1 protein-coding gene is annotated in these 596 nt (G+C 66.6%); it reads left to right on the top strand.

The features are described 5' to 3' along the window. The coding region (locus tag VTU_RS34220) for an Ig-like domain-containing protein (RefSeq protein ID WP_010109280.1) at nucleotides 1-596 on the top strand (596 nt) is incomplete at both ends.

A 596-nucleotide genomic window follows, 5' to 3' on the forward strand; every position in this document is an offset into this window, starting at 1 on the left:
CATCGACCTCTCGGATGCCAACGGCGCGTTGGGCCCGCTCACGCCCAACGCCAACCGCACGGTCTGGACGGCCACCTTCACGCCCAGGGTCAACGACAACTCCTGGGCGAGTGCCATCTACGTAAACCTCGCCGGCGTGCGCGACGACGCGGGCAACGCCGGTACCTACACAGCATCCAGCGCCAACTACTCCGTGGACACCGTGCGCCCCACGGCCACCATCACGCTGGCCGACAGCGTGCTCACCGTGGATGAAACCACAACAGTCACCTTCCGCTTCAACGAGCCCGTCAACGGCTTGGATGCCAGCGACATCGACCTCTCGAATGCCAACGGCACGCTGAGCCCGCTCACGCCCAACGCCAACCGCACGATCTGGACTGCCACCTATACACCCACGGCCGGCGCCAGCGCCGGGGCGAATACCATCCGCGCAAACCTCGCCGGCGTGACCGACGACGCGGGCAACGCCGGTGCCGACATCGCCTCCAGCGGCAACTACTCCGTGGACACCATGTGCCCCATGGCCACCGTCACGCTGGCCGACAGCGCGCTCATCGTGGGCGAGACCACAACAGTCACCTTCCGCTTCAACG

The organism is Verminephrobacter aporrectodeae subsp. tuberculatae At4 (genome assembly GCF_000193225.1).
Lineage (GTDB): Bacteria > Pseudomonadota > Gammaproteobacteria > Burkholderiales > Burkholderiaceae_C > Acidovorax > Acidovorax aporrectodeae.